The organism is Thermanaeromonas toyohensis ToBE (assembly GCF_900176005.1).
GTDB lineage: Bacteria > Bacillota > DSM-521 > Neomoorellales > Neomoorellaceae > Thermanaeromonas > Thermanaeromonas toyohensis.
The window spans coordinates 663,642-682,462 of sequence record NZ_LT838272.1 but is presented as its reverse complement, the minus strand read 5'-3'; the positions used below and the strand labels follow the sequence as shown (position 1 = coordinate 682,462).

Sequence of the window (18,821 nt, the reverse complement as noted above, 5' to 3'; positions counted from 1 at the left end):
TCTACCAACATAGTAACACCTGCCCTGGCTGCTGTCAATAACTAAACAAGGCTTTCTCGAGTTCCTGGCGAACCATAGGGTCTTGTTCTTTCTGGAGGGCCATTTCCAAGGCTAGATGGGAATGGGGTACTTTAAGCTGTCCTAAAGCCCAGGCAGCATGGGCCCGGAGGATAGCCGAGGGAGAGCTTAAGAATTGCTCCATGATCTTGATAGCCTCTTCCGTAGCATACCCACTATTACCTAAGGCTATAAGCGCGTTACGCTTTAATACCCCTTTCCCCCTCCAGGCCAGGGCTGTAGCACCAAACTGTTCCTTAAACGAGTGATTATCTAATTGCAAAACATTAACTAAATCCGGAAAAGGGAAAGGTTTAGCCAACTGGGCTTGCTCCCTTGATAAACCTTCATTTTCTGGACATACTTCCTGACACGTATCACATCCATACAACCGCGCACCTAGGAGACTCCTTACCTCCCTGGGTAAAAAACCTCTCTTCTGGGTGAGGTAGGAAAGGCATCGGCTGGGATTCAAAATGTAAGGCCCGATTAGGGCCCCTGAGGGACAAGCGGCAAAACACTGTCCACACTCCTTACACCGCCTTTCCTCCTGGTAAGGAGTGGGTTCGATTTCTAAATCTGTTACTATCAACCCTAGGGCCACCCAGGAACCCCACCCAGGTACTATCAGGGAACAGTTATACCCATAATATCCTAGGCCAGCCCAAAAGGCTGCTTCCCGTTCCAGGAGCGGGCCATTGTCCACCTGGGTAACTACTAGCCTAGCTCCTTGCTCTCTGAGCCAAGATACTAAGGGTTCCAGACGTCTCCGTAGCACCCGGTGGTAATCTTCGCCGCGGGCGCTCATGGCGATTATCCCTTGACCCGGCTTCCAGGGAGCCGGATCTGGGAAGTACCAGGGATAAGCTAGAGCTATCACTGTCCGCGCCCCGGGATAAAGGCTTAAGGGCCGGCAGCGCTGTTCTAAACTCCCGGAAACAAAAGGGGTCACCCACCGGTACTCTTCCCGCTCTTTAAGCCTAGCTAAACCGCGCTCAAATACAACCCTGGCTTCAATAACTCCCGCTTTAAAGCCTAGTTCTGAAGCCTTGCCTAAAAGAGCTTCCAGCAGGGCTATAACTCAGATCACCCCACACATTATTTAATTTTCATCATTGGTTTGTGCCTAGCTGGTATAGTCCATTGCCCGTCCTCTTACCCAACTCACGCCCCAAGCTGCGGGCTTTCTCCATCAGCCCCAGGTTCTCCCTAGCCGTACAGAACATCTCCGGTTTTATCTTATCGCTCCCGTAAAATAAAGGAACATTGCTATAGGTGCACTCTTCCCCAAAGCCGCAGGAAAGGCAAGGAGCATTGCCCGGAACCCGTAAGCTCCCTATCACCTCTATATGATACCACTTAAAGAAGGAAGTTAAATATTCTTCTACTCTGGCAGAGTCCCGAAAGCCCCCGGCCACCACTACTCCTAATTTCCCGCGGGTGAGCATAACCCGGTGTTTAAGGGGGTACCAACGCTCAAGAAAAGTCTTGGTCAGGGCGTTTAGGCTAAAAAAAGTGGGGAACCCCCCCACCACAATAGCCCGGGCCGCTCTTATTTTTTTTAAAAGCTCGTTCATGCCATCTGCCTGGATACACTCGTTGGTAGAGGCACATTGGAGGCAGCCCAGGCAGGGCCGGAGGTTATACCGGGAAAGCTTTATGAATTCCGCCTCCTGGCCAGAAGCTTTGAGGATCTCCTGAATAATAAAATCCAGATTGCTGTCAGGTATAGGGCTGCCACTAAACCCCAAGATTAAAGCCATGTTCCTCCTCGCTTTCCATTAAGATGATTATCCCGTCCCGGTGGGCATCAGTATTAAAGAAGATGGCTTTCCTGCCCTTACCTTTTAACTCTGCCATTTTATCCCGCGCCAGCTTTTCAATCTCTTCCTCTTCCCCGAATACCCGCGCTCCAGTAGGGCAGACAGCTGTACAGGCCGGCTCCAGGCCTGTTTTCAGGCGCTCCGAACAAAAGAGACATTTGACAGGCTGGCCTCGTTCGAGGTCAAAGTTGACCGAACCAAAGGGACAAAAGGAAAGGCAAAGTTTGCACCCCAGGCAAAGCTCTTCCTCCCAGGTGACAACTCCTGCCTCTGTTTTCTTTAACGCCCCACTGGGGCAAAAAGCGGTACAGGCGGGCTCGGCACAATGCCGACAGTTTTTGGGGAAAGAGGTACAAGCCTTAATGCGCGGCCAGGGATTCTCGCGGCTATTTTCTTGTAGGCAAGCCACAACGCAGGCCTGGCATTCTATACAGAGGGTGGTATCAATTAGCATTTTCACCGGGTTCACCCCCTCAAGTCCCGCTTAAGGCGGCACTGTAAATTCTTCTGGATAAAGTTTCCACCTACTGGGTCCACCTCTATGGGATATAGCGAATTGGCTGGCTTTAAACCAGTACCAGCTTCGCTATAATAGGGCTGGGTAAAGAAGCAATCCGGCGGCACGGCGGTAGATAGTCGGGCTGGTAACGCTAGGGAACCGAAGCGAGTCTCCACTTCTATCTTTTCCCCTTCTCTTATACCTAGTACCCGGGCTAGCTCAGCGTTTATCTCTAGGTAAGGCTTCCCGACCCGGCCTGCAAAGGAGCTATATTGATTCTGGGTATGGTAGTGATAGGCCACTTTGGCAGTACTTAAGAAAAAGGGGTATTCATTTTTCAAATGCGGGTCGTTGCCTGGGCCTTGCAGGGGATCCAGGTAAGAAGGCACGGCTGCTGGTAGCACTTTGGGATCGCGCTGGTATAGTTCGATCTTGCCGGAAGGAGTGCCGAAATTTAACCGGCTATAAAGCCGCCTTTGAGGGGCTTCGCCCTGGCGGCAGGGGTAGCTAATGCCTCCCTTGGCCTCTTTCAAGGCAGCCACGCTTATACCGCTTACCTGTGGGGTATATTGCCGTTCTAGCTCCCAGGCTGCGGCTGGATCAGTGGGGAAATATTCTAGAGGCAAGCCTAATCTTCCTGCCAGCAGGCGGAAAAACTCGGCCGCCGGCTTGGCCTCCGGCGGCGGCTGGGTTACCGCCTCCCGCCACTGAAGAACCCGGTGAACACTAGCCTGTACCCCAGCTTCTTCCAGCCAGTGGGTAGCTGGCAAGATAATATCGGCCTGGGCTGAGGTATCATCAAAAAAGAGGGTATGGTGGATGACTAGCGGTACCCTCCTCAGGGCTTCGCGCATCAAGTTGCTATCAGGCCAGGTGGCAGCAGGATTCCCTGCTATATATAATACTCGAATTTTGCCCTCCAGCATGGCCTGGTAAAGTTCCTGGGCAGTATATTTTACCTCTGGCTTGGCCCGCAAGCCTTCCGGTATCAAGCCTTGCATTTTACCATAATCTACTATATGAGAAATTATACCCCCGCCTGGTTTGCCAATGTTACCCAGGAGGGCCATGAGTGCTTCAAAAGACCACAGGGCAGGGGCGCCGTTATTGACGCAGCAAACCCCCCGCCCCGGGTAGAGGAGGGCCGGCCTTAAATTGGCCAGGTCCTGGCCTAAAGCTAGGATAGTATCTACTTCTACACCTGTTATGGCAGCGGCCCACTCCGGCGTGCAAGCTTCTACCGCCCGGGCTAGCTCTTCAAACCCCAAAGTATGCTTTTCTACCAACTCGCGGTCATAATATCCCCTGGTAATGATGAAGTTGAGAAGCGCCAGGCCCAGGGCAGCATCAGTACCTGGCCGGACACGGATAAACTGATCCGCTTGGCAGGCGGTCTCTGTATAGCGCACATCAATAACAATTACCTTAGTCCCCTTACGCTGGGCTTCTTTAATCCAGGGGAACTGACCGGCTTTAGTCTGGGCCAGGTTATTACCTAAAAGGATAACTAGCCTCGCTTCCACCACATCGCTTAGCGGGTTGGGGGTAGCAGCAGAGCCGAAAAGAGAGATTCTTACTTTCCGCTCGCTTTCATAGCAGACCGGGGCCGTGCCGTAAGTGTTAAGGCCGGTGAGCTCGGCAAAAACGCTTAAGGCAAATTTGCTGTGGGAACCACCTACTTTGGAAATTATAGCCGCTACCGCCGAGTTGCCTCCTTTCTCCCGGGCCTCCTTCCACTGGGGGGCTATATGATCCAGAGCCTCCTCCCAGGTAATCCGGCGGTAAAACCCCCGCTCCTTTTTTAGGGGATGGCGTACCCTTAAGGGATGATTTAAGGACTGGGCAGCCTCCATGGGTTTGGGACATATGCGGCCCTTGTTCCAGGGGTTCTCCGGATCCCCGTAAACAGCACATATTTTCCCCTCCTGGTCTACTTTTATAAGGAGGCCACAGCCGCCATTGCACAGGCCGCATACGCTTTTCTTTAAGCTATAGGGCATAAGTATACTCTTTTCCTTCGGCAAGGTATGGGTTAGCCGCCAATACTTGGCCAGGTTGTAGCCCGGCATACCACCACCTCCTCCCCTTGGCCCAGAAGTTGCCATGCAATATTTCCCGTTCATAACCCTCGATTATTTCCCCTTTTAGTATAAAGTTAGCCAAAATTCCCGCCCCTTCTATTCTGCCTATAAGGATCATCCCTACTAACCTTCCCTGCCGGGTCACTATTTTCCGGTACTGGCAGGAAGCTCTATCCAGGTAGTAATACTCGTGGTCTTCCTTAGATAAAGCCTTGGGCAGCCCGGCTGCGGCTATCCGTAACCCACAGATTTCCGCCGTGTTTACATTTATATACCCTGCCAGGCGAGCCTTTCGCCCGGCCATATTGCATCCCGCCACCCGGCCTTGGGTTGCCGCTGCGGGCCAGACGGCAGTGACCCCCCTTTTCCCCTGGGCGAGGTCGTAGTGCTCGACTACGTCCCCCGCTGCATATATGCCGGGGAGGCTGGTCTGAAGGAAGTCGTTTACTACCAAGCCTAAATTTACTTCCGCTCCCCAGGGAGAAAGCAGATCTATTGCCGCCCTGACCCCCACAGCCACTACAACCAGATCGCACGGGATAAGGCGGCCGTCGTTTAAAAGGGCAGCTTTTACCTCGTCCTCCCCTAAAATAGCCGCCACCTGGCGCTCGAGTATCACTTCAATCCCGTGGCTTGCCAAGGCCTTCTGGACTAGACTGCTCCCCCTTTCATCTAAAGCCTGGGGCAAGAGGTGGGGGAGAAATTCCACCAGGGTTACTTCTAGACCTAAACCCCTTAAAGCGGCAGCCACCTCCACCCCTACCAGCCCGCCGCCTACTACCACTGCCCGGCGCGACTTTAGGGCTTGCTGGCGAAGTTTACGGGCATCTTCCAGATGCCGGAAGGTGAATACCCCAAAAAGCTCCCGGCCAGGAATAGGAGGAAGGCGGGGTTCAGCTCCAGTGGCTAACAGGAGACGATCGTAGATTATCTCCCGGCCGTCATCCAGGAAAACCTTCTTAAGCCCCGGGTGGATTTGTACAGCCTCCCGCCCTAAATAAGCCTCGATCCCTAGGACCTCATAAAAGCCCGGCGGCCGTATGTATAGCCCCTCTTCACTTATGGCTCCTTCCAGGTAATAGGGTAAAAGACAACGGGAGTAAGGCGGCCCCTCCTCCCGGGAGATCATAGTTATCTTGGCTTCCGGATCTAAAGCTCGCAACGCTTCGGCGGCAAAAGTGCCTGCTGCGCTGTTGCCAATAATTACATACCGCAAGGAAGGTCCACCTCCGTCGCTTCTAGGCCTTCCCAGGCGGCATCAAAAAGTTTTAGGGTTTTCTCGCTAAAGGGGCTCTTGCCCGGAGCTAGTATCCTGGCCCCATAAGCTACGCTTAAGGCGAGGCTTACATAAGCACGATTGCAGCCCAGACCGTTCAAAGCTACCAGGATAGGCATAGACAGGGCCGCCAAAAGGTTTAAACCATTAGATATAGCCTGGCAGCCGCCTAGGTGCCAAAGCGGTGGCACGGCTTGCCCTACGTCCAGGAGCCCAGCCGCCTCCTCCATACTTATCTCACTCATTAGTCCTGCCTTTATTAGCCTAGCTATCCCACATCCTGCGGCAAGCACCAAGTAGTTTTCTTCCCTAAGCCGGCGCGCAAGGTCCTCTGCTCCTTCACCAGAGCAAGCCAGGAGGAAGGCCACTCCCTTGAACTTGCGGCGGCTTATTATTTTTAGCAGGGCCTCTCCCCAGCCCTCTCGCCAACCGCTATGGAAGCGCCAGGTTTCTCCTTTTTCTGGACTTTCGTAAGGTTCCCGGCGGCTAAAAGCATTTTTAGCGCTAGCTATGATTTTGGCCGCTTCCCTCTCTTGTTGGGCATTTAGGAAAACTACTGGGCTTCCTAAAAACTTAAAAGGCCGACCTAAAAGCAGGGCATCTTCGGTCACCACTACATCTACCAGCCCCATTTTTATGGCTTGCCGTAATTCTTCTTTTCCGCCTAAAAGGGGAAGCCCAAGCCACCAGGAAAGATAATCGGCTCCCCTCCCGCCGGCTACTAACTTAACTTTTTCTTTTCTAGCCGCTATATCCATTTCCCGGGCTAGCTTAAGGTTGCTAGCATCTATCACTACACAAGGGCCTGAAGGGTATAACGCACCTAGACCAGCTTCCCGTAAGCCCCAATTGTCCTGGGGTATAGGAATCCCACCGCTTATAACAGCCAAGGTAAGCCTCATAGCTTGCATCTCTAACTCAAAAGCCTGCCAGCCGGCCGGATTAAGAGCTACCCGCGCGGCCTCACTCAATTCGTAAAAGGGGTCACTAGAGACTAATTTAAGCTTCTCCCATACTTTTATCCTGTCCGCTGGCCAGGTAAGAGCTTGCGTTTCTTCCTCAAGGCCTGCTCGCTCTTGTAGACTTAAGCTTGCCCCGGCCAAGATCTTAGCCAGGAGGGCTTTAGCCTGTAAAGCTTCTTTTCCCAGTCCACATCCCGTTAAGTTTGCTCCATAGCCAAAAGGATCTATCCGGCAGGGGCCAGCAGGACAGGCGATGCAACATAACCCCAGGCGGCCAAAACCGCATCGTTTCTCTTCCAGTTGGTAGCAGGGTTCGGCCAGCAAAATATCTTTCTTCACGCCTATCTTCCCCTTGCTTTAAATTTCCCACGGACTTTCGGACCATACCAGGGCGCCCGTCGGACAGGCAGCAGTGCAAGCAGGTATAGTACCCCGGTCTTGGCAGCCGTCACATTTCCAAACTTTGCGTTCGCCATCCGGCCGGGGTATTACTGCTCCTTGCGGGCATAAAGCTATGCACATCCAGCAGCCAACGCACTTTTCGGAGTCGGAGATTACATATCCCCTCTCATCAAAATGCATGGCTCCACTGGTACAGCCGCGCACACAGGGTGCATCCTGACAATGGCTACAAAGGTGCCCCGCTTTAAGTCGTGGCCAGGCGGGGAGTTCTTCCCGCCTGGCCTTTTTCTGGGTAGCAGCACAAGCCAGCTCACAGCTCAAGCAAAAAAGACAGCGTTCCGGGCGATGGAATATTTGTTTTTTCATTTTTAAGCACATCCTTAAGGGGTAAGGGGTGAAAAGGGCGCTTTCAGGCTTCCGCCAGCTTTTCCCCGCCCGGCTCCCGCTGCGCCGGTACATCTTTGGGCTGGAGCAAGGTTATAGCTGCCACATAGAAGCCTATAATAATTAAGAAAAATACCATGCCTGAAAGGCCCTTGCTATGAAGCCAGGCAAACTGGCTTACAAGGATAAAGGCTAAGACTATAATGGCGCCCAAAGCGAAATACCCGGTAGTCCTACGCACAGGGCTTGCTTCCTGGATAAAGGTGTATTGCCCGGCCTTTTCTATAAGGGTCACCAATAGCAGGGTACCTACATTAAAGCTCATACCCACCCATACCGGGTGTACATTAAGGTAAAATTTGACCGGATCCCAGTGGCCTAGGTGGTACCAACAAATACCGCTTAAAAATCCGGTTATCATAGCTACCACCGCGGCCCGGCGAGTAGCCAAAGGCCATAAAAGGGCGGCCACAGCTGGAGCGAAGGTAGCCCCGTTCCTAGCTGTCCAAGCTAGTACATTCCACCATGCTGCCTGTTCCCCGCGTAAAGAGCCAAAAATGATCATCAGGCAAGTAAGCAGTACCAGGGAAAGCTTGGTATATAGTACCATCTGTTTATCTGAAATGGCCGGATTTATAGCTGAAGTCACATCTCGACCTAGACTAGTTGCGCCGCTGAACTGGCAAGGAGCTCCCCACCCTAGAGCGCAGGCCCAGATGCCCATGAAGAAAATACCTACCAGGGGAGCGGGTAAAACCTGTCCTAGGTACTGGGGCAAGGCTATGAGACCCCGGGTGCCTCCGGGGTTAACGACGGCTGCCGCCAGCCCAAAGAGGATACCTAAGATGATAAAAATTACGTTAAAACCTACAGCCCAAAAAAGCCCACGCCGCCCTTCTTCGGGTGTCCGGCAAGAAAGGGCCATCTGGAAGGCAGCTTGAGCTACAACAGTATTAATTAAAAATGTGCCAAACCAGGCGAGGATAGTCTGGAGACCCACCCCTGTTAAGCTAAACATCTCAGGTTTAGTGGTAGCAAGTTGGATTATTCCTGCCCATCCTGGTTTAATAAAGAAGGCTATTAATCCAATTATAAACATTAGAGTAAAAGCTATGTTATTAGCCGTTTGGGTGAATACTATAGACCACATACCTCCTGCCTGCAAGTATATAAGTAGGAGGATAGCAGAAAAGGCCACAGTCACTGGAAGAGGCAAGCTAGTAAAGGCTGTCAAGGCAGAAGCAAAGGCAATGGCATTAGCCGTGGACCACATAGGAAAGGTAAAAGCAGTAATAATCCCCGCTATCCCTTTGGCTAGACGACCAAAATGATCGCCTATGAGGCCTGATACCGTAACCATGGCCATCTTCCGGAGAGGTACTAGTAGGAACAAAGCGATGATGAGAACGTGAAGCAATTCGGCCACACCGTACCAGCCAGCCGAGATGCCTTTAAGGTAAGAAAGCTCTAGCACAGCTATATAGGTGGAGCCGGAGAAAAGCCCGGTGATGCATACCGCCACCATCCAGGGCTTAAATTGCCGGCCGCCCACCCAGAAGCCCTCGCCACTAGCCGCCCGCTTTCTAGCCACATTTCCGCTTATAATGAGGACAGCGGTATATATGAGGGCCATAATTAAGATCCACAGGGCATAGCTGTTCAAAGTTCTAACCCTCCTATCTCAATTTTTTGCTTAAATCTCCCTCTATCTCTCGCTCTCTTAGATTTTCAAGTTTTTCATCCTCCATCTAAGAAACGAGAGAGAAGGGTTAAAAATTACCATGGGTATTTTTGAGTATTTTTTATCCTAAGGTTTTGGGTGGACCCTCACCTTAAAATTCGCCCCCAGGCTACCCTATCATTTCTCGCAGGGTCTTGCCCTTTCATTCCTTCGTCCTGCCTTAAGGGGGCGGGTGGGGCCTGCCTTTACTTAATTACAGGGTCTATGCCCTTATGGAGGGATTTGGCTTCCCCCACCCAAAACCTCCCTAGCTCTTTAAGCTACTTTCTTTAGTTGTTCTTCCCGGTATTTCCCTAATACTTTGCTGGCATCATATTCCTTCTTCTGGGTAATAAGGGTAAACATCACCCGCACTAGCTTTAAAGCCACAGCTACTAGAGCCTGCTTCCTCGTTAAAGGATTTTCCGGCCTCTTTAAGAAATAATGATATAGCGCTTTAAATTCTTTGTTCTTAGCCACTAGAATAAGGCTCACCTGGTAAAGTAGATTCCTTAGCCCCGGCCGACCCCTCTTGGATATGGTGGTCTTGGCCTTCTGTTTCTTCCCCGATTTCTGGGCCGTTAGGTTATAACCAGCTAGTTTCCGTATCTGTCTCCAGTGCTGGTATTTCGCTGGGTCACCTATCTCCCCTAAAAAGCCTGCCGCTGTTACTACCCCTACCCCAGGAATGCTTAAAAGATAATTCGCTAAACCTGTCTCCTCTAGGTATCGCCCCATGGCTTCCTCTGTCTTCCTTATTTGACCTTGGTAAAACTCGATTTCTTCCAAGCAGGCTTGAAGTTTGACTTTAGCCCCTTCTAGCCCTTCTTTAACACCTATGCTCTTTTCTGCTGCTTGCCTTAGAGCAAGAGCCCTCTTTATCCCTACTCTACTGTTCGAGGCTTGTTTTAGCCCTTCTTCTAGTTCTTCTAACTTTAGGCTTAATATGTCCTTAGGAAAGGGACAGTTCCTTAAGACCCACTGGGCTGCCTTGCCTAAAAGACTCTTAAATACTTCCATTAGCTCGGGAAAATATTCATCTACTATGGCTTTAAGCTGGCAGAGGGCAGCGTTAAGTTTTTTGTGTTCCTGCTGCCGGGTAATATAAAGGGTCCTCAGTTCTGCATATATCCCTTCCGGTAAAATGCAGTGCAAGAATTTGCCCTCTTTTACCAGTTGGGCTATAAGGCCTGCATCCTTGCGGTCGTTCTTGTCTTGGCTATTGTCTTCCATCTCTTTGCTGTTTTTAACGTGATAAGGATTTACAATTACTACAGTGTAACCTGCCTCTTTTAGGAAATAGGCTAGAGGTTTCCAGTAGTGTCCTGTGGGTTCCATGCCTATAATGATACGTTCCGCCTTCTCTTTCTCCTTGGCTTCGCTTATTTTCCCTAGTAGACGGCAGAAACCTTCTCTGCTATTATGAAAGTAGAACGGTTTTACTACGTCGATACCCATGCTGTTATATATCCGGGCGTAATGGTTTTTCTTAGCTACATCCACTCCCACGATCAGCACGTTGCCATAAACTAAGGCTTTCTTTTCGGCCTTTTGCATCGCTTGCTCGCCTCCTGGTATCTGAGGTTTTGTCGTTCAATTCCTTTCTACCAGGAGGCTTTCTTATTGGCAACGGCTATCCTAAATCATTACAGGAATGCTTACTTTTTAAGTTTAATAGGCGCCAAATTAACCCTCAGGGAAAGAACGGTAATCTTCCAGATACCGCATAGCCCATTCATCCCGCCCAGCCAGAAGATCTGCAGCCCGGATGGTCCGCCGCACCCCAGGTACCGTGGGGTCCACAATGAGGGCAGTAGCTCCCGCAGCAACCGCCTGGGCAAAAAAGGCTAAGTTTATGGACTTTCTGTCCGGCAGGCCATGGGATACATTGCTCGCCCCTAAAATAAGATTTACTTTTAGCTTTTCGGCTACTAGGCGCATGGCTTCTAAGGTAACAAGAGCTGCCTTCTGGTCAGCGCCCACTGTCATGGCCACGCAATCAATAACTACATCATTTTCTCCCAGCCCATAGGATACTGCTTTTTCCATTATCCGCTCTGCCACAGCCAGCCGGCTAGCTGCATCTGGGGGGATGCCCTTTTCATCCATGCAAAGGCCTACAACGGCAGCGCCGTACTCCTTAACTACTGGTAGGACTTTATTGAGGGAGGTTTCTTCCCCGGTAACTGAGTTAACTAAAGCTCGCCCCTGGTAAACTTTTAAGGCAGCGGCCAGGGCTTCGGGTTTACCAGAATCTAGGCATAGCGGAACATCTACTACCTCCATTACCACACGTACTACTTCGGGAAGCATCTTTTCTTCATCTATTCCCGCAGCCCCCACATTTACATCTAATACATCGGCCCCAGCCTTTACCTGGTTTAAGGCTTCCTCCTTTATTAACTCAAAGTTTCGCTCCCTTAGTGCTTCGATCATCTTTTTGCGACCGGTAGGGTTTATACGCTCGCCTATTATTACCGTGGGTGCACCAATCTCTATTTTCACTTGTTTTTCTCCGCGCGAAAGGATCACAGCCATGTTAGCTCACCTTCAGCAAAGATTTAGCTACATCAACTGCTTCGCTGGCATTTTTGCCGTAACCGTCAGCGCCGATTTCCCTGGCATAATCCTCCAGAACTGCGCCACCACCCACCATAATCTTTACCTTATCCCTCAAGCCTGCTTCCTGGAAAGCTTTTATGGTGGCCTCTACCCAGTTTAGGGTAGAAGTTATCAAGCAAGACATAGCCACTATATCTGCTTCATGCTCTTTGGCCGCAGCTATAAATTTCTCCGGCGCCACATCCATGCCCAGGTCGATGACTTTAAAGCCTGCCCCTTCTAGCATCATAGCCACCAGGTTTTTACCAATGTCATGGTAGTCATCCTTCACCGTCCCAATTACTACCTTTCCTCGGGTATTAGTTTGAGAGGCTGAGAGCAAGGGCTTTAAAACATCCAACCCTGCATGGGTAGCCTTGGCCGCTATAAGAACCTCAGGCACAAAAATCTCATTGCGCTTAAATTTTTCTCCTATCACGTTCATGCCTGCTATAAGGCCCTGCTCTAATATCTCTTCAGGCTTATACCCTTGTTCAAGGGCCTGCTGGCAATATTGTTTGACTAGCGGTGGCTTATACGTGATGATAGCATTTTTGATTTCCTCTAAAATAGCCAATTTCCATACCTCCCTTAAATTTTAGGAAAAACTTTCCTTATTGTTGCAAGGCAGCCATACGCTCCAGAGAATAATCCCGCGCCGTCTTAAGCATGGCCCGCACATTTTCATCAGGCGTACCATAATCGCAGCCCACAGCGTCGATGGAGAGCTTATCATAAGGAGCCCCGGTATCTATAATGCGTTTTACGTCTTCCGCGATCTCTTCTGAGGTGCAGTTTAGCATGCGCACGGGATCTATACGGGCGTTTACATGTATGTTAGGCATGAGTTCCCGTAGTCTTTTTAGGTTGGTCATCGGCCCTACTTCGAGAAATTCCAGGTTCTGTACTTTAGCATATCCCTCCAGCATATGGTCAGCTTTCCCGCAGTGGTGAATACCAAAGGGACGTAAGACCGCCGATAGCCTGTTTTCGTAAGGTAACACGAATTCTTCAAAAACCTCCCGGGAAATCTGTACTACGGTACAGTCAGGTAACACATACATTTCTGGCGGTGCCATGGGAGTTACGGCCGGGGCCAGCATCCCAGTCCGGCTCTTTACATATTGGGCTAGCTGTATTATAGCCTCGGTACAAATATTAAATAGATGGTGAACCAGGTCGGGATTCTCATAAAAATCAAGATAAAGTTGGTCTCCTCGGATCTTTAAGCCTAGGTTTAATACCCCAGTAGTATTGATACTACCTGTAACTCGCCCATACTTATTCTCCAAATAATCCATCTGCTTGATTATATCAGTCATGGGATAGGTATTAAGGATATCCGGAACCTTAAGTTCAAAAATCTCTTTTTCCGAGAGATTGAGCGGCATAGCCCAGGGGATAGCATCATCAAAGAACTTGATCTCGCACCCAAATACTGCCGGTAGCAATACCATCCCGTAGTCCACAAAAGGTTCCGGCTGGGGGTCAGGCTTACCTAGACCTACATCGCCGAACCTCTCATAAAGGATTTTTTGTTGCTTTTGAAAGGCATCCACCCGATAGTCGGGGTCATGGTAATACTGCTTGTTATAAGAAATACCGTAATTCTTATACCACCAGCTGGGATAAAAACCCACCTTGGCGTTAATAGGTTTGAGTTCCAAACCCAGGCCACCTCCTAAAAAATTTTTCGATCGGTTCCCCCTTCAAGTTTTAATCCTTTAAAGTATACTGCCTTTTATTTATATAAAGCAAAAAACATGCCACACCTAGGAAAATCGAGTTTCCAAGCTTTTCGGCTGAAGCTTTGGTACAAAAGTGTACCACCTTTCGGGCTTATACTTCTGCAATTCAATAAAAAAGCGGTACATTTCTGCACCGCCTGGTATAAAAACGTACCGGGATACCAGAAAGACTTAAAGCAGGCCATATTGGCGGGCTTTACGTAAAAGAGTAGAATGGGTTACCCCTAATTGACTCCCCGCCCGGCGCAAACTACCGTACCGTTCCAAGGCGCGGCTGATTAAAGCTTTCTCCACCATCTCTGTCGCATCTTTTAAAGGTATAACATCTCGAACATTAAAATGTAACGCCCCGGTACCTCCCTGGCTGTCACATATATGGGGAGGCAAATGTTTACACGTAATTATATTTTCTTGGGTAGTAACCACTAACCTTTCAATAAGGTTCTCTAGCTCTCGTACGTTTCCCGGCCAGCTATAATTCTCTAAGGTTAAAAATACTTCTTCATGGAGCTTTTTCTTAAACCCGTATTTCCGGTTAAACTTTTCTAGAAATAAGTGAGCTAGGGGAACGATATCTCCTCGGCGCTCGCGTAAAGGAGGTATCTCAAGGGGTACTACATTTAAACGATAAAAGAGATCTTCTCGAAAAGTCTTGGCCTGAACCATCTCTTTTAAATCCCGGTTTGTGGCAGCTATTATGCGCACATCTAATTGTATAGGTTTTCGCCCCCCTAAGCGGAATACCTGCTGGTCTTGTAATACGCGTAATAGTTTAACTTGTAGGTTAAGGGGCAGTTCCCCTATTTCATCTAGCAGCAAAGTTCCCCCATTAGCTAGTTCCAAAAGTCCTATTTTCCCTTCCCGGCTTGCGCCCGTAAAAGTCCCGGGCTCATAGCCAAACAATTCAGATTCTAATAATGTCTCCGGGATGGCTCCGCAGTTAACCTGTATAAAAGGTCCTTTAGCCCGCGGGCTGTTTTTGTGTATAATCTTGGCAATAACTTCCTTTCCCACCCCGGATTCCCCTGTGATAAGGACAGTAGAATCAACCTTGGCTACTAGCAAGGCCTGTTCTACCACCCGTTGCATACGTTCATCCTTAAAGACTACCCCTTCCTCGCTGAACAGGCGCGCACGTAATTCCTTAACTTCTTGGAATAATCTGGCCATCTCTTCACGGTTCTGTTCAAGTTCAGCCTGGAGCTGGGTAAGCTCTGTCATATCCCTGATATTGATAACTACCCGCCTTATACCTACTTCATCAGTAACAACTGGATTCCCAGTTAATAGTATTTCTTTCCCTGCCGGTGTCCTCAATTTACGGCTTACCGGCTGACCTTCCTGAAGGACAGCATCTAGTACATCCTGCCAAACCTTGGTACAATAGTCTTCTATTTCCGTCAGGCGATGTCCTATTATCTTAGTTGGGGAGATGCCAAAAATACGTTCATAACTGCTATTGACCCGTAATACCTTACCTCGCTGATCTATTACCATAATGGCATCGTAAGAAGATTCAATAATATTAGTGAGCTCTTGATTCAAAGCCTTAACCGTCTCCAATTCACTATAAGCAGCCTCCAGATCAGATATATCCTGGAGAGATATCACCGCACCCACTATTTCCCCACGATGGAGAATAGGATTAGCAGTAAGCAAAGCCACAGTATGACGTATAGTTATCCGCCGTCCAGCAACTGTGTGACCATGGAATAAAACTTCTTCTGGGTTAAAGTTAGGAAGTATATCTCCTATAGCCTGTCCGTAAATCTCTTCTTGGGTTAAATCAAGGATCCTTCTTGCAGCTTCATTAACATGAATTATCTTCCCTACTTTATCCGTAGCTAATATCCCGTTGGGTGCTGCTTGTAAAATAGCCCGCAATTGGTTTTCTGTCTCTTGCAGGGCCTGATAAACTTGCCTTATGAGGCGAATCCTGGTAAGTATACCTGTAAGCTTTTGCTCCCGGTTTATTACCAGGAGGCGTTCTAAAGGGAGATCAGAGACTGCTTCGAAGGGGATATCCTCTGGAATTCCTACTAGATTCCGGTCCATAACTTCTACTACTGGTGTAGTGAAATCCTTACCTTCCTGGAGGGCCTTGAGGAGTTCCGCTACTGTAATAATACCCACCACCTGGCCCTTTTCATCCAATATAGGGGCACAATTGACTTCTCCACGTAGATATATGGCTGCAGCATCAGCCAAAGTACTACTCGTAGTAAGGACCTGGGGATCCCGATACATAACTTGCTTAACTAACATATCCACACCCCCTGCTTTTTAATTATAACGAAATTTGTACGTTATGGGGACATAGAAAAAATAAATGCTGATCCCTGGGGATCAGCTTTACGCTACAATTTCCCGACTTGCTAGTATCCTTCATCCGAGGATTCCAGTATTTTACATCCGCCTACGCCACAGTTAAAACCGCAAACAGGGCAAATAGCTTCACCTTTAGGTTCTATAGAAAAAGTATTCCCGCAGCGGCTGCATCGGAAACTTAAGGGTGCATTATCTGCCCCTGATATAGGCCCGGCCATTTTCCTTTTCCCCCTTTTAGTTTATACCTTCCACCTTATTATGCCTTCCATCCTCCTCGGCTATAACTTACAAATAAACCTCCTCTACTAGCCCATCGTTTATCCTTCCTCGTCTTTAGGCCTATACATCCAGCCCTAATTCTTTTTAACCAAAGCGACCAGTAATGTAATCCTCTGTGCGCTTGTCCTGCGGCCGGGTAAAAATCTCCGGTGTAGGACCATACTCCACTAGTTCACCGTCGAGCAGGAAGGCAGTATAATCCGAGACACGAGCTGCTTGTTGCATGTTATGGGTTACGATCACTATGGTATAATTTTTCTTAAGTTCCACCAGGAGATCTTCGATTTTTAAAGTAGATATAGGATCTAAAGAAGCACAAGGTTCATCCAGAAGCAAGACTTCGGGCTCTACAGCCAAGGCTCGGGCAATGCAAAGGCGTTGCTGTTGCCCTCCTGAAAGGCTAACTCCTGAAGTATAAAGCCTATCAGAAACCTCCTCCCATAGTGCGGCCATGCGTAGGCTACGCTCCACTATCTCTTCTAGTTTAACCCCCGGTTTTAATCCGTGTATCCGGACACCGACAGCTACATTTTCAAAAATAGACATAGTTGGAAAGGGATTTGGTTTTTGGAACACCATTCCAATACGGTGCCGCACCTCAGTAGGATCCACTCCAAGAGCATATAGATCCTGCCCATCCACCCAAACATGCCCCTTAACTTGAGCCCCAGGTACGACTTCATGTAGCCGGTTCAAGCAGCGGATGAAAGTAGACTTACCACATCCTGAAGGTCCAATAATAGCCGTGATTTTATTGGCTTTTATTTCTATATTAATATCCTTTAACACATGGTTCCGGCCATACCAAGCATTTAAATTCTCTACCTTTATCTTAACTGACAAGGGCTTATTTCCCCCCGTTAACCTTCTTGGCCGCAAGCCTTGCTGCTACACTGGTCCCTAAAACCATGGTTACCAGTACTAAAGCTGCCCCCCAGGCTAGGCGATGCAGGTCTTCGTAGGGTGTAGTGGAGTACGTAAAGATATATACCGGCAGGGAAGCTATACGCTCATCCAAGCCTGTAGGCCAGTACCGGCTATTGAGGGCTGTAAACAATAAAGGTGCTGTTTCCCCGGACACCCGGGCTATAGCCAACATGGCCCCAGTCACTATCCCGCCCAAGGCGCTGCGCAGCACTACGCTCCGGATAGTACGGCCCTGGGTAGCACCCAAAGCTAAGGAGGCTTCCCGCAGGCTATGCGGTACAAGTCTTAACATTTCCTCAGTAGACCTGGCCACCAACGGTAGCATAATTATGGCCAAGGCTATACCGCCTGCCAGGGCTGAAAAGCGCTTCATAGTTAAAACTACGGTGCTATAGACTACAATACCAACGATGATGGAAGGAACGCCGGTCAAGACATCGCACAGGAAACGGACAATAAAGGCCACGCGATCTTTCCCAAACTCTGCTAGGTAAATACCGGTAAGAATACCCAAAGGTAAAGCTATACCAGCAGCCAATAAAACAAGGATAATAGTGCCTAAAATGGCGTTGGCCAGCCCACCCCCAGGCTCTCCCACCGCTTTAGGAAGCTGGGTGAAAAATTCCCAATTCAAGGCAGGTAAGCCTTTAAGGGCCACATATACCAAAATGCTGGCCAGGGGTACCAGGGCTATACCAGTGGCCAGTATTGTAAGGGAAAGCATGAACCGGTTCCACCATTTCCGCTTAAACTTCCGGCTTACCATTATTCTCGGCTCACTCCTTGAGGCACATTGCTCACCTTCCAAACCAAAAGACGGGCGATAATATTTACACTCAAAGTAGTCATAAAGAGGAGCAAAGCTGAGGCGATTAAGGCTGACAAGTGTAGCTCATCAAAGCCCTCACTAAATTCATTGGCTATCACGCTGGCTATAGTTTGACCGAGTTCAAACAAAGAGGCCGAAACCTGGGGCTTATTTCCAATCACCATGGTCACCGCCATAGTCTCGCCCAGGGCTCGGCCTAAACCCAAAATAATAGCTCCTATGATTCCCGAACGTCCATAGGGCAGGACAGCCCGGCGAATAGTTTCCCAGCGGGTGGCTCCTAAGGCTAACATGGCCTCCCGTTGGGATTGGGGTACAGCCAGTAAAACTTCGCGTGAAACCGCAGTGATAATAGGAAGGATCATAATGGCCAGCACCATTCCCGCTGCTAGCATCCCTACCCCCAAAGGCGGTCCCTGAAACAAAGGTATAAATCCCAAGGTTTTGCCCAACAAAGGCTGTACCGTAGCTCGCAACCAGGGTACTAATACAAAAAGCCCCCACAGCCCGTACACCACGCTAGGAATAGCAGCCAGAAGTTCCACTAAAAAGGAAAGGGGTTCCCGGAGCCAGGGAGGAGCCAATTCGGCAAGGAAAATAGCTGCGCCTAAACTTAAAGGTACAGCCAGGGCCAAGGCCACCAGGGAGGAAACTAAGGTGCCATAGATCAAAGGCCAGCTTCCAAATTTACCGTGTACAGGATCCCATTCAGAGCCTGTAAGAAACCCTAACCCAAAACGACTGAAGGCCAACTCCGAACCGCGGAACAACTCATAAGCCATAACACCGATTATAAATACGATGCTTAAAGCAGCTAGACGAGTTATTTGGAGGAAAAAAGTGTCTTTCCCTTTATTCATCAAAAAGCCTCCAGCAGGAAGCGTTAATACTTTCAATCGACAGGT

The 18,821-nt window shown here is 49.3% G+C and carries 17 protein-coding genes; all 17 read right to left on the bottom strand.

Going from position 1 to position 18,821, the window contains the following annotated elements:
• Positions 1 to 34 precede the first annotated feature (34 nt).
• On the bottom strand, positions 35 to 1,126 hold the full coding sequence (gene queG / locus B9A14_RS03265) for a tRNA epoxyqueuosine(34) reductase QueG (RefSeq protein WP_269456772.1): 1,092 nt from the start codon (positions 1,124 to 1,126) through the stop codon (positions 35 to 37).
• A gap of 43 nt (positions 1,127 to 1,169) precedes the next feature.
• The gene (locus B9A14_RS03260; protein ID WP_084663976.1) at positions 1,170 to 1,820 is read right to left on the bottom strand and encodes a flavodoxin family protein; all 651 of its coding nucleotides are present in this window, start codon (positions 1,818 to 1,820) and stop codon (positions 1,170 to 1,172) included.
• The gene (locus B9A14_RS03255; RefSeq protein ID WP_231967990.1) at positions 1,798 to 2,334 is read right to left on the bottom strand and encodes a 4Fe-4S dicluster domain-containing protein; all 537 of its coding nucleotides are present in this window, start codon (positions 2,332 to 2,334) and stop codon (positions 1,798 to 1,800) included. Before B9A14_RS03255 ends, B9A14_RS03260 begins: the two co-directional genes overlap by 23 nt.
• Positions 2,335 to 2,345: 11 nt before the next feature.
• Entirely contained in the window at positions 2,346 to 4,448 is a 2,103-nt protein-coding gene (locus B9A14_RS03250; protein ID WP_084663972.1) for a molybdopterin-containing oxidoreductase family protein, read from the bottom strand.
• Positions 4,369 to 5,676, bottom strand: coding sequence for an NAD(P)/FAD-dependent oxidoreductase (locus tag B9A14_RS03245; protein WP_172839018.1), 1,308 nt, complete (start codon positions 5,674 to 5,676; stop codon positions 4,369 to 4,371). Before B9A14_RS03245 ends, B9A14_RS03250 begins: the two co-directional genes overlap by 80 nt.
• Complete coding sequence (locus B9A14_RS03240; RefSeq protein WP_084663968.1) at positions 5,664 to 7,037, bottom strand: hypothetical protein; 1,374 nt, start codon at positions 7,035 to 7,037, stop codon at positions 5,664 to 5,666. The genes B9A14_RS03245 and B9A14_RS03240 overlap by 13 nt, the downstream gene beginning before the upstream one ends.
• Before the next feature lie 18 nt (positions 7,038 to 7,055).
• Positions 7,056 to 7,466: a 4Fe-4S dicluster domain-containing protein gene (locus B9A14_RS03235; protein WP_084663966.1), complete on the bottom strand. Its 411-nt coding sequence runs from the start codon at positions 7,464 to 7,466 to the stop codon at positions 7,056 to 7,058.
• Positions 7,467 to 7,509: 43 nt separating this feature from the next.
• Positions 7,510 to 9,147: a sodium:solute symporter family protein gene (locus B9A14_RS03230; RefSeq protein ID WP_084663964.1), complete on the bottom strand. Its 1,638-nt coding sequence runs from the start codon at positions 9,145 to 9,147 to the stop codon at positions 7,510 to 7,512.
• Between the two features lie 333 nt (positions 9,148 to 9,480).
• Positions 9,481 to 10,761 carry an IS110 family RNA-guided transposase gene (locus tag B9A14_RS03225; RefSeq protein WP_084663962.1) on the bottom strand — a complete coding sequence of 427 codons (1,281 nt, stop codon included), beginning with the start codon at positions 10,759 to 10,761 and terminating at the stop codon, positions 9,481 to 9,483.
• Positions 10,762 to 10,890: 129 nt separating this feature from the next.
• Positions 10,891 to 11,742, bottom strand: coding sequence for a dihydropteroate synthase (locus tag B9A14_RS03220; RefSeq protein ID WP_084663960.1), 852 nt, complete (start codon positions 11,740 to 11,742; stop codon positions 10,891 to 10,893).
• Position 11,743: 1 nt separating this feature from the next.
• On the bottom strand, positions 11,744 to 12,382 hold the full coding sequence (locus B9A14_RS03215; RefSeq protein ID WP_084663958.1) for a cobalamin B12-binding domain-containing protein: 639 nt from the start codon (positions 12,380 to 12,382) through the stop codon (positions 11,744 to 11,746).
• Between the two features lie 37 nt (positions 12,383 to 12,419).
• Complete coding sequence (locus B9A14_RS03210; protein ID WP_084663956.1) at positions 12,420 to 13,472, bottom strand: uroporphyrinogen decarboxylase family protein; 1,053 nt, start codon at positions 13,470 to 13,472, stop codon at positions 12,420 to 12,422.
• 252 nt (positions 13,473 to 13,724) lie between these two features.
• Positions 13,725 to 15,818 (bottom strand): sigma-54-dependent Fis family transcriptional regulator, encoded by a 2,094-nt coding sequence (locus B9A14_RS03205; RefSeq protein WP_084663954.1) that lies wholly within the window; start codon positions 15,816 to 15,818, stop codon positions 13,725 to 13,727.
• A gap of 110 nt (positions 15,819 to 15,928) precedes the next feature.
• Positions 15,929 to 16,099, bottom strand: a complete 171-nt coding sequence (locus tag B9A14_RS16915; protein WP_157109763.1) for a hypothetical protein — start codon at positions 16,097 to 16,099, stop codon at positions 15,929 to 15,931.
• 145 nt (positions 16,100 to 16,244) lie between these two features.
• Positions 16,245 to 17,003: a phosphate ABC transporter ATP-binding protein PstB gene (gene pstB, locus B9A14_RS03200; RefSeq protein ID WP_084663952.1), complete on the bottom strand. Its 759-nt coding sequence runs from the start codon at positions 17,001 to 17,003 to the stop codon at positions 16,245 to 16,247.
• Positions 17,004 to 17,007: 4 nt separating this feature from the next.
• On the bottom strand, positions 17,008 to 17,811 hold the full coding sequence (gene pstA / locus B9A14_RS03195) for a phosphate ABC transporter permease PstA (protein ID WP_197686557.1): 804 nt from the start codon (positions 17,809 to 17,811) through the stop codon (positions 17,008 to 17,010).
• Between the two features lie 41 nt (positions 17,812 to 17,852).
• Positions 17,853 to 18,776, bottom strand: a complete 924-nt coding sequence (gene pstC, locus B9A14_RS03190) for a phosphate ABC transporter permease subunit PstC (RefSeq protein WP_084663948.1) — start codon at positions 18,774 to 18,776, stop codon at positions 17,853 to 17,855.
• Between the last annotated feature and the right edge of the window lie 45 nt (positions 18,777 to 18,821).

Excerpts from the sequence above, each read along its gene's own strand:
- B9A14_RS03260 (WP_084663976.1), bottom strand. The coding sequence starts at position 1,820 with ATGGCTTTAATCTTGGGGTTTAGTGGCAGCCCTATACCTGACAGCAAT.
- B9A14_RS03255 (WP_231967990.1), bottom strand. The coding sequence starts at position 2,334 with ATGCTAATTGATACCACCCTCTGTATAGAATGCCAGGCCTGCGTTGTG.
- B9A14_RS03250 (WP_084663972.1), bottom strand. The coding sequence starts at position 4,448 with ATGCCGGGCTACAACCTGGCCAAGTATTGGCGGCTAACCCATACCTTG.
- B9A14_RS03235 (WP_084663966.1), bottom strand. The coding sequence starts at position 7,466 with ATGAAAAAACAAATATTCCATCGCCCGGAACGCTGTCTTTTTTGCTTG.
- B9A14_RS03225 (WP_084663962.1), bottom strand. The coding sequence starts at position 10,761 with ATGCAAAAGGCCGAAAAGAAAGCCTTAGTTTATGGCAACGTGCTGATC.
- B9A14_RS03220 (WP_084663960.1), bottom strand. The coding sequence starts at position 11,742 with ATGGCTGTGATCCTTTCGCGCGGAGAAAAACAAGTGAAAATAGAGATT.
- B9A14_RS03205 (WP_084663954.1), bottom strand. The coding sequence starts at position 15,818 with ATGTTAGTTAAGCAAGTTATGTATCGGGATCCCCAGGTCCTTACTACG.
- B9A14_RS16915 (WP_157109763.1), bottom strand. The coding sequence starts at position 16,099 with ATGGCCGGGCCTATATCAGGGGCAGATAATGCACCCTTAAGTTTCCGA.
- pstA (WP_197686557.1), bottom strand. The coding sequence starts at position 17,811 with ATGCTTTCCCTTACAATACTGGCCACTGGTATAGCCCTGGTACCCCTG.
- pstC (WP_084663948.1), bottom strand. The coding sequence starts at position 18,776 with ATGAATAAAGGGAAAGACACTTTTTTCCTCCAAATAACTCGTCTAGCT.